Below are 7,702 nucleotides of genomic sequence, written 5' to 3'. Positions count from 1 at the left end.
CCAAAGCCTTCATCTGACTGATCATCGAAGCATCCATGCCGCCATATTTCGCGCGCCACCGGTAAAACGTGGCGTTGCTAATCCCATGCTCCCGGCACAGGTCAGGAACCGGGACACCGCCCTCAGCCTGGCGGATCACACCCATGATCTGGGCGTCAGTAAAGCGATCACTCTTCATCAGAATCTCCTCAATTCTTACGCTGAGAAAATTCTCATTCAAAAGTCACTCTTTTTATGGGGGGATTACCCCAGATCCTCCTGACAGAAGCGATGGATCGCCTGTCCCGCGATCAGGAAGACATCGCCGGCCTGTTCAAGCGCATGAGTTTTGCCGGCGTGAGGATCGTCACGCTTTCAGAGGGTGAGATCAATCATCTCCATATCGGCCTGACCGGCACGATGAATGCGCTCTACCTCAAAGAACTGGCCAACAAGACCAGACGCGGCCTGCGCGGTCGTGTCGAACAGGGCAAGTCTGGTGGTGGCCTGTGCTACGGGTACGATGTTGTCCGGCAACACGACACTCATGGCGAGGCGATCTGCGGCGAACGTGCGATCAACGACGATCAGGCACAAATCATTCGCCGGATCTTTCGGGAGTATGCCGACGGCAAATCTCCCAAAGCCATTGCTCTTACCCTGAACGTAGAAGGTCTTCGCGGTCCCCTGTCCGGAGCCTGGAGTCCGTCAACGATCAACGGCAATCGGGAACGCGGCACAGGCATCCTCAACAACGAACTCTATATCGGTCGCCTGATCTGGAACCGGCTGCGCTACATCAAGGACCCCGGCACTGGAAAACGCGTCTCGCGCCTCAACCCTGAATCCGAATGGACTCTTCACGACGTTCCTGAACTGCGGATTATCGAGCAGGATCTCTGGGATGCGGTCAAAGCCCGTCAAAGCAAGACGACCTGGTCCCAGAAATCCCGCGGCACCGGCACACATCCGCTCAACGCCCTGCAGCGTCCGACCCATCTCTTGACAGGCCTCATCAAATGCGGCTGTTGCGGCGGTGGCTTCTCGATGATCTCCAAAAACCATCTTGGCTGCTCAACAGCCCGCAACAAGGGCACCTGTGAGAACCGCCTGACAATCCGGCGAGATGTCCTGGAGAAATCCGTGCTCAACGGTCTGAGGACCCAGATGATGGATCCTGCCCTCTTCAAGGAATTTTGTGACGAGTTCACACGAGAGGTCAACCGACTGCGGATGGAAAAAGGAGCCGATCTGGCTACCCTGAAATCCGAACCTCCCAAAATCGAGCGCGAACTGAACAAGGCCGTTCAGGCGATCCTCGATGGCTTTGCCAGTTCTGCTCTCAAGACACGCATGGAGCAACTTGAGGCACGCAAGGCGGAGATTGAAGCACGTCTGGCTGACGCGCCCTCTCCCCCCCCACTCCTTCATCCAAATATGGCGGAACTCTATCGCCAGAAGATTGCGATGCTCCAAGACAGCCTGCAGAACGAAGCCACCGGGACGCAGGCTAAAGAAGCCATTCGCTCTTTGATTACCCGGATCAGGCTTATTCCTGAGAAGGACGAGCTTGGGATTTTCCTTGAGGGTGATCTTGCTGCGATGCTGGTCTTTGCAACAAACAGGAAGAACGCCACGCATCACCCGGATGCTGGCGTTCTTAATAAGTTCTTGGTGCAGGATTCATTGGTTGCGGGGGCAGGATTTGAACCTGCGGCCTTCAGGTTATGAGAAAGATTTTTTAGCCTACGCTGGCCAGCGCCCATGCCGACAGAATAGCGCCGGTCCACGAAAACCCTTTGTTTTTCCTTGAAAAATGGCCCCGTCGGGATACGTCATTCGTTCACCGACTACGCTCGGTTGCGCTCTCATCTGTTTCCTATGTGTTTCCTGCGGCGGAGGCGAGAATGGCCCGGCTCAACAAGAAAGCCGTCACGGCGGCGACGCCCGAAGCAAAAGATTATTTCCTGTGGGATGACAGCATTCCAGCCTTTGCGGTCCGGGTCTGGCCATCGGGCCGCAAGGTCTACGTGATCCACTACCGCTCTGGCGGGCGGCTGCGGCGCTACACGATCGGCCAGCATGGCAGCCCGTGGACTGCGGATCTCGCCCGTGATGAAGCCATCAGGATCCTCGCACGGGTTCATACCGGGGAAAACCCGGCGGATAAACGGTCCGATGACCGTAAGGCCATGACCGTCACAAGCTTCTCCAGGCGCTTTCTCGACGAATATGTCGATGTCCACCTGAAACCCAGAACACGGGGGGAATACAGGCGCTCGGTGGAACTGTTCATTGTCCCGAAATTCGGAAGCTGGCGGATGGCCGACCTCTCACGGGCAGAAGTCGCCGAATTTCATGGCAGTTTCCGGCATATCCCCTATCAGGCCAACCGCACGCTGGGCGTTCTGTCAAAGATGTTCAGCCTTGCCGATCTGTGGGGCATCCGTCAGGACGGCGTGAATCCATGCCGGGGCGTCAAACGCTACCGGGAGGAAAGACGGGAGCGTTTCCTCACCCGGGATGAGTATGCACGCCTGGGAAACAGCCTCGACGAGGCCGCCGAAGATATACCCGAAGCCGCACGGGCCATTCGCCTGCTTGCCCTTACGGGTTGCCGGTTACGGGAAATCCAGACGCTCCAGTGGGCACATGTCTGGCTGGGTGAAGCAGAACTGCGCCTTCCAGACAGCAAAACCGGAGCGAAAACAGTCCAGTTGGGCACGGCAGCGGTTGATGTCCTGAAGGCCACCCCTCGCCTGCCCGACAATCCCTATGTCATCACCGGACGCAAGGCTGGCGAATATCTCACTGACCTGCAAAAGCCGTGGCGTCGTATCCGCAAGGCGGCAGGCCTGGATGGCGTTCGGCTCCACGATCTCCGTCATTCCTTTGCATCGGATGCCCTGGAGATGGGAGCGGACCTGACAATGATCGGCCGGATGCTGGGCCATAGCGACATCAAGACCACTTCCCGCTACGCCCACCTGAAGCGGGAAAATGTCAAACGCTCGACGGATCAGGTCGCTCAGCGCATCTCATCCGCGCTTACCGACGCAAGGACACAGGCCTGAATGCCGATGGTACCCAATCAACGGCCTGTCCGTCAGCATCGACCCGCGTTTTACGTCTCGGGACGAGCCAACACATAGCTGGTGCTTCTTCCTCCTGCCGCCTCCCTGACCAGAATACCGTGCGATACGAGATCATTGATATCTCGCAGGGCTGTATCCGGTGACGTTTTCGCCAGCTTCGCCCATTTGGATGAGGTCAGCTTACCCTCGAACCCGTCCAGCAGACGGTTCAGCATGAGGCGTTGCCGGTCATTGATCGATTGTCCGACCAGATTATCCCAGAAACCGGCCTTCTGGATGACCTTTTCCAGGATCAGCTCAGCGCGATCAAAGGCGCGATCCAGCGCCCCCAGAAACCAATGAAGCCAGGACGTGACGTCCATATCCCCCTTCTGGGTAGCTTCAAGGATTGCGTAATAATCCTTCCGTTCCTGCCGGATCTGGGCCGACAGGCTGTAGAAACGCTGCTCTGTCTGTTCCGAACGCGCCAGCATGAGGTCACCGATAGCCCGTGCCATGCGCCCGTTTCCATCCTCAAACGGATGAATGGTGACAAACCACAAATGTGCGATGGCTGCCTTCAGCACAGGATCCAGCGCTTGCCCGGCATTGCACCAGTTGAGGAAGACCTGCATCTCTGCGGGCACCCTGCTGGCTGCCGGCGCCTCATAATGGACCTTTTCCCGTCCGACAGGGCCTGACACGACCTGCATCGGGCCCGTTCTGTCATCACGCCACTCTCCGACCAGAATGCGTGACATGCCGTTTCGGCCAGTGGGAAACAAAGCCGCATGCCAGGCGAATAGCCTTTCTTCAGTCAGCGGATCGGCATAATGCCGGGTCGCATCCAGCATCAGCTCCACGACACCTTCAACATCCCGATCCATCGGTGCCAGCGCGCCAATATCCATCCCCAGTCGACGTGCGATGGAGGAGCGCACCTGCTCACGATCAAGGTTTTCGCCCTCGATCTCACTCGACTTGATGACATCTTCCGTCAGGGTCTGGAGCACGGCTTCAGACCGGAAATCGAAGCCGAGACTTTCCATACGGCCCAGGAGGCGTCCCTGCCGGTGACGCACGGCGGCCAGTTCATGGGAAATGGTATCCTTGTCCCACTGGAAGCCGGGCCAGTCTTCATGCTGATAAACGTATCGCGCCATAATCCCTGCATTCCTTGCGGAGATTATGGCGCTTAATCACCGCAAACCGCAAGGTTATATCCTCATTATTGATTTTCATTGAGAACTGGGCTCTTCCGCAAAGTATGTGGTGCGAGGACTTGTACTGCGGGAAAGAAGCTGAGAAATCCTGAAGATATGCAACTTTTGGGGATTTTTCTGTCGTGTCACGCTTCCGGTCCCTTGATCTTCCTCCCTCTCTCGTTGTTGATCAGGTCACGCCGAGCGACAATACGGTGCAGATAGAAGCGAGTTTGCGTGATCGCAGTGCTGTCTGTCCCGACTGTCATATCCGGACGCAACGGATCCATAGTCTTTCGCCGCACATTGTCGGATCTGCCCTGGCAGGACCGTCGTGTTACACTCCGGGTTTCCTCGTTCCGTCTTTACTGCAACACTGCTGGTTGTCGTCGCCGGACGTTTGTCATCCCGCTTTCTGATATGACCGTGCCTTATGGGCGGCATACCATGCGCCTGACAGACCTTCACCATTATGTGGCCCATGCCCTGGGTGGGTCTGCAGGCGAAAGAATGGCAGAACGCCTGCGTTGCCCGGTCAGCGCAGACACTCTGATCCGCAGGCTCCTTTCCAGAATGCCAGGGAAGCCCTCTGCGCGGTCTCCCCGTGTTCTGGGTGTGGATGACTGGGCCTGGCGTCGCGGGCATCATTACGGCACCATCCTGGTCGATCTGGAAAAAAATGATGTGGTCAACCTGCTGCCTGACCGGCAGGCGGATACCCTTGCTGCATGGCTTGTGCAAAATCCCGGTATTGAGATCATTGCCAGAGACCGGGCTGGAGCATACGCGGATGCCTGTTACAGAGGCGCACCATCGGCCGTTCAGGTCACAGACAGATGGCATCTGCTCAGAAACCTCTCGGATGCCTTTGTGGCGGTTGTGGACCGGTATGCCCACAGCCACGCAGATCACGCAGAAACTCTGTCAGTCAGCCTCCACGGATACCGGGATGCGTGCCCAGCCATCATGCCTGCAAAAAGCACAGGCGCCCACACGGAATGCGAGCCAGGCCGCACAGTCAAGGCGTGAAACCCGATTCAATGATGCCCTTGCCCTGAAAGCCGAAGGGCATGGCCTTCAGGCCATAGCTGACATGATCGGTGTCGAGTACAAGACCCTGTTTGTCAGAGAACTTCTTGCAGCAGAACCCCAACTGGAAAAAACGACCAGCTGGGTGAGAAAAATGCAAAATCTGCTCTGCAGGAAATCAGAAGATAACCTCAGGCTTTTACTGAAAGCAGGAAGGGATACGCTGCTCTCCCGTCTGGTTCCAGCCCTTGAACGGGATGCCGCAGCCATTCGGGCTTCTCTTGTGACATCGTGGACAACCAGCCCTGTCGAGGGGCAGATCAGTCGATTGAAAATGATAAAGCCCACCATGTTCGGGAGAGCCCAGTTCTCAATGAAAATCAACACTATGCCCCCCCCACAAGACGAAACTGATCCGTAACTGGTTGGCCAGGCGTCCGAGTTGGCACGTTCATTATACGCCGCCCGGGGCCTCATGGATCAATCAGATGGAGCGGTTTTTCGCTCTCATCACTGAAAAGCAGATCAAGCGCGACATCCATCGTTCGATCGAAGCCCTGGAGGCCGACATCAGGGCTTTCATCGCCCTCCATAACGAACAGCCCTGGCCCTTCAAATGGACCAGGTCCGCCGATGACATCCTGCAGACCATCAAAAGATTCTGCCTCCTTACCAGGGTCTGTTGGGAATTAACGTGAATTGATGATAGCGGCGGTGAGATAAATCATTGCTGCGAATGATCTGTCTGTCTTGTCGCTTCGCATGGCGATGCGCTTGAACTCCTTGAGCTTGCAGAAGAAGTTCTCGATGAGATGGCGCGCCTTGAACAGGGCTCCATCGAAGGGGCGCCTGTCGAGGCGGTTCCGACGCTGAGGAATGACCACGCAGGCCCCTTGCGCGCGTATGGCGTCTACGATCCAGTGCACATCAAACGCCTTGTCAGCAAGAAGCCCCTCGAAATCTGCTGGTTCAAGAAGAGGCGCCGCCCCGACCGTATCGTAATGCTGGCCGGGGATGAGCGTGAAGCGGACCAGATTGCCAAGGGCATCGGTCATGGCGATGATCTTGGTCGACCATCCCGTCACACTGCGTCCTATCGCCTGACTTCGGGTCCCCCTTTTGCGCCCTGGCCATGGCGGTGAACCCGGACCACCGTGCCATCGATCATCGCATATTCCATGTCGGCATCGTCAGAAACCGCTTCAAAAAGCCGTTTGAAAACACTGGCTTTCGTCCAGTCGCTGTAACGGGAATAGACCGAGTTCCAATGCCCGAAATACGTCGGAAGGTCACGCCATGGACTGCCGGTCCGGGCAATCCATAAGACCGCCTCAATGAAAAGACGGTTGTCCTGCCCGCTGCGCCCGCGATCTGTTTTCTTGCCAAGGCACAGCGGTTCCATTTTCGCCCATTGGGCATCTGTCAGTACGAAGCGATCCATGCAGACCTTGAATCACAATCACATGCTTTAAAAAACCATAATTCCCAACAGACCCCAATAAAATCCGCGAAATTTTAGAGTCAGGACACTAGCAACCTGTCGGGTTGGGGTACCCTGTGCAGGGGTGAGGTTGTAAGGTGGTGTGATGAGCGGCTTCATCCCGTTTGACCGGTCTCAGCCGTTTCTTCTGCCACCTGATCTGAAGTCGTGGCTTCCGGCTGATGATATGGCGCATTTCATTGTCGCAGCCGTTGAGCGGGTTCCGATGAATGCGTTTTGTGTGCCGGTGCGCACGGGTGGCAAGGCGCAGTATCATCCGCGCCTGATGCTCGCGCTTCTGATATTCAGCTATGTAAACGGGATTTTTTCCTCATGCCGGATAGAGCGGGCGACATATCGCGACATCGGCATACGCTTCGTGGCAGCGAACCTGCATCCGGATCACGACACGATTGCGACCTTCCGCCGAACGAACCGGGCCGCCATTGAAGTTGCATTTGCACAGGTCCTGCTTCTGGCGCGCGAGACAGGTCTACTGCGTCTGGGTGTCGTATCGATCGACGGCACGAAAATTGATGCCGACGCTTCGAAATACCGTTCCCTGCGTTACGACCGGATCAGGGCGCTGCGCGAACAGCTGGCAGTGGATATCGCGAAACTGATGGAGCAGGCGGAGCACGCAGATGCCACAGACAGCGATCTGCAGGCATTGCCGGAAGAGCTTGCCCGGTAATCCCCCCATAAAAAGAGTGACTTTTGAATGAGAATTTTCTCAGCGTAAGAATTGAGGAGATTCTGATGAAGAGTGATCGCTTTACTGACGCCCAGATCATGGGTGTGATCCGCCAGGCTGAGGGCGGTGTCCCGGTTCCTGACCTGTGCCGGGAGCATGGGATTAGCAACGCCACGTTTTACCGGTGGCGCGCGAAATATGGCGGCATGGATGCTTCGATGATCAGTCAGATGAAGGCTTTGGA

At 56.6% G+C, this 7,702-nt stretch carries 8 protein-coding genes and 2 pseudogenes; 7 read left to right on the top strand and 3 right to left on the bottom strand.

Features of this window, described 5'->3' with window-relative positions; all coding sequences use genetic code 11:
• The coding region (locus KP703_RS14865; RefSeq protein ID WP_215755313.1) for a transposase at positions 1 to 178 on the bottom strand (178 nt) is incomplete at its 3' end.
• A gap of 92 nt (positions 179 to 270) precedes the next feature.
• Here KP703_RS14865 and KP703_RS14860 point away from each other — a divergent pair.
• Both KP703_RS14860 and KP703_RS14855 read left to right on the top strand, forming a co-directional pair.
• Positions 271 to 1,710 carry a recombinase family protein gene (locus KP703_RS14860; RefSeq protein ID WP_306789707.1) on the top strand — a complete coding sequence of 480 codons (1,440 nt, stop codon included), beginning with the start codon at positions 271 to 273 and terminating at the stop codon, positions 1,708 to 1,710.
• 176 nt (positions 1,711 to 1,886) lie between these two features.
• Positions 1,887 to 3,053, top strand: a complete 1,167-nt coding sequence (locus KP703_RS14855; RefSeq protein WP_215755489.1) for a site-specific integrase — start codon at positions 1,887 to 1,889, stop codon at positions 3,051 to 3,053.
• A gap of 50 nt (positions 3,054 to 3,103) precedes the next feature.
• Here KP703_RS14855 and KP703_RS14850 read toward each other — a convergent pair whose 3' ends face one another.
• Entirely contained in the window at positions 3,104 to 4,216 is a 1,113-nt protein-coding gene (locus tag KP703_RS14850) for a Fic family protein (protein WP_215755488.1), read from the bottom strand.
• A 276-nt stretch (positions 4,217 to 4,492) separates the two neighbouring features.
• On the opposite strand from KP703_RS14850, the gene KP703_RS14845 reads away from it, so the two are divergent.
• From KP703_RS14845 to KP703_RS14840, 3 genes and pseudogenes are all read left to right on the top strand, one after another.
• Positions 4,493 to 5,284, top strand: a complete 792-nt coding sequence (locus tag KP703_RS14845) for an ISL3 family transposase (RefSeq protein ID WP_373687507.1) — start codon at positions 4,493 to 4,495, stop codon at positions 5,282 to 5,284.
• A 64-nt stretch (positions 5,285 to 5,348) separates the two neighbouring features.
• Positions 5,349 to 5,705, top strand: a complete 357-nt coding sequence (locus tag KP703_RS15970; RefSeq protein ID WP_373687506.1) for a hypothetical protein — start codon at positions 5,349 to 5,351, stop codon at positions 5,703 to 5,705.
• Positions 5,683 to 5,982 (top strand): annotated as a pseudogene (locus KP703_RS14840) (IS630 family transposase); the annotation flags it as partial. The gene KP703_RS15970 and the pseudogene KP703_RS14840, both read left to right, overlap by 23 nt.
• Here KP703_RS14840 and KP703_RS14835 read toward each other — a convergent pair.
• Positions 5,974 to 6,725, bottom strand: a protein-coding gene (locus KP703_RS14835; protein ID WP_215755486.1) for an IS5 family transposase whose coding sequence is annotated in 2 segments (ribosomal slippage) — positions 5,974 to 6,395 and positions 6,395 to 6,725 — 753 coding nt in all. Because the reading frame shifts where the segments join, the coding sequence is not laid out codon by codon here. The pseudogene KP703_RS14840 and the gene KP703_RS14835 overlap by 9 nt on opposite strands.
• 145 nt (positions 6,726 to 6,870) lie before the next feature.
• Here KP703_RS14835 and KP703_RS14830 point away from each other — a divergent pair.
• Positions 6,871 to 7,455 (top strand): annotated as a pseudogene (locus KP703_RS14830) (transposase); the annotation flags it as partial.
• Positions 7,456 to 7,523: 68 nt separating this feature from the next.
• On the top strand, positions 7,524 to 7,702 hold a 179-nt coding region (locus KP703_RS14825), incomplete at its 3' end, for a transposase (RefSeq protein WP_215755313.1).

This window comes from Acetobacter sp. P5B1 (assembly GCF_018811985.1).
Classification (GTDB): domain Bacteria; phylum Pseudomonadota; class Alphaproteobacteria; order Acetobacterales; family Acetobacteraceae; genus Acetobacter; species Acetobacter cerevisiae.
Note: the sequence above shows the minus strand (reverse complement) of the source record. Positions and strands in the feature narration are given on the sequence as shown.

What these genes read in the sequence shown, in the direction of transcription:
- KP703_RS14855 (WP_215755489.1), top strand. Translation starts at nt 1,887, where the DNA reads ATGGCCCGGCTCAACAAGAAAGCCGTCACGGCGGCGACGCCCGAAGCA.
- KP703_RS14860 (WP_306789707.1), top strand. Translation starts at nt 271, where the DNA reads ATGGATCGCCTGTCCCGCGATCAGGAAGACATCGCCGGCCTGTTCAAG.
- KP703_RS15970 (WP_373687506.1), top strand. Translation starts at nt 5,349, where the DNA reads ATGATCGGTGTCGAGTACAAGACCCTGTTTGTCAGAGAACTTCTTGCA.
- KP703_RS14850 (WP_215755488.1), bottom strand. Translation starts at nt 4,216, where the DNA reads ATGGCGCGATACGTTTATCAGCATGAAGACTGGCCCGGCTTCCAGTGG.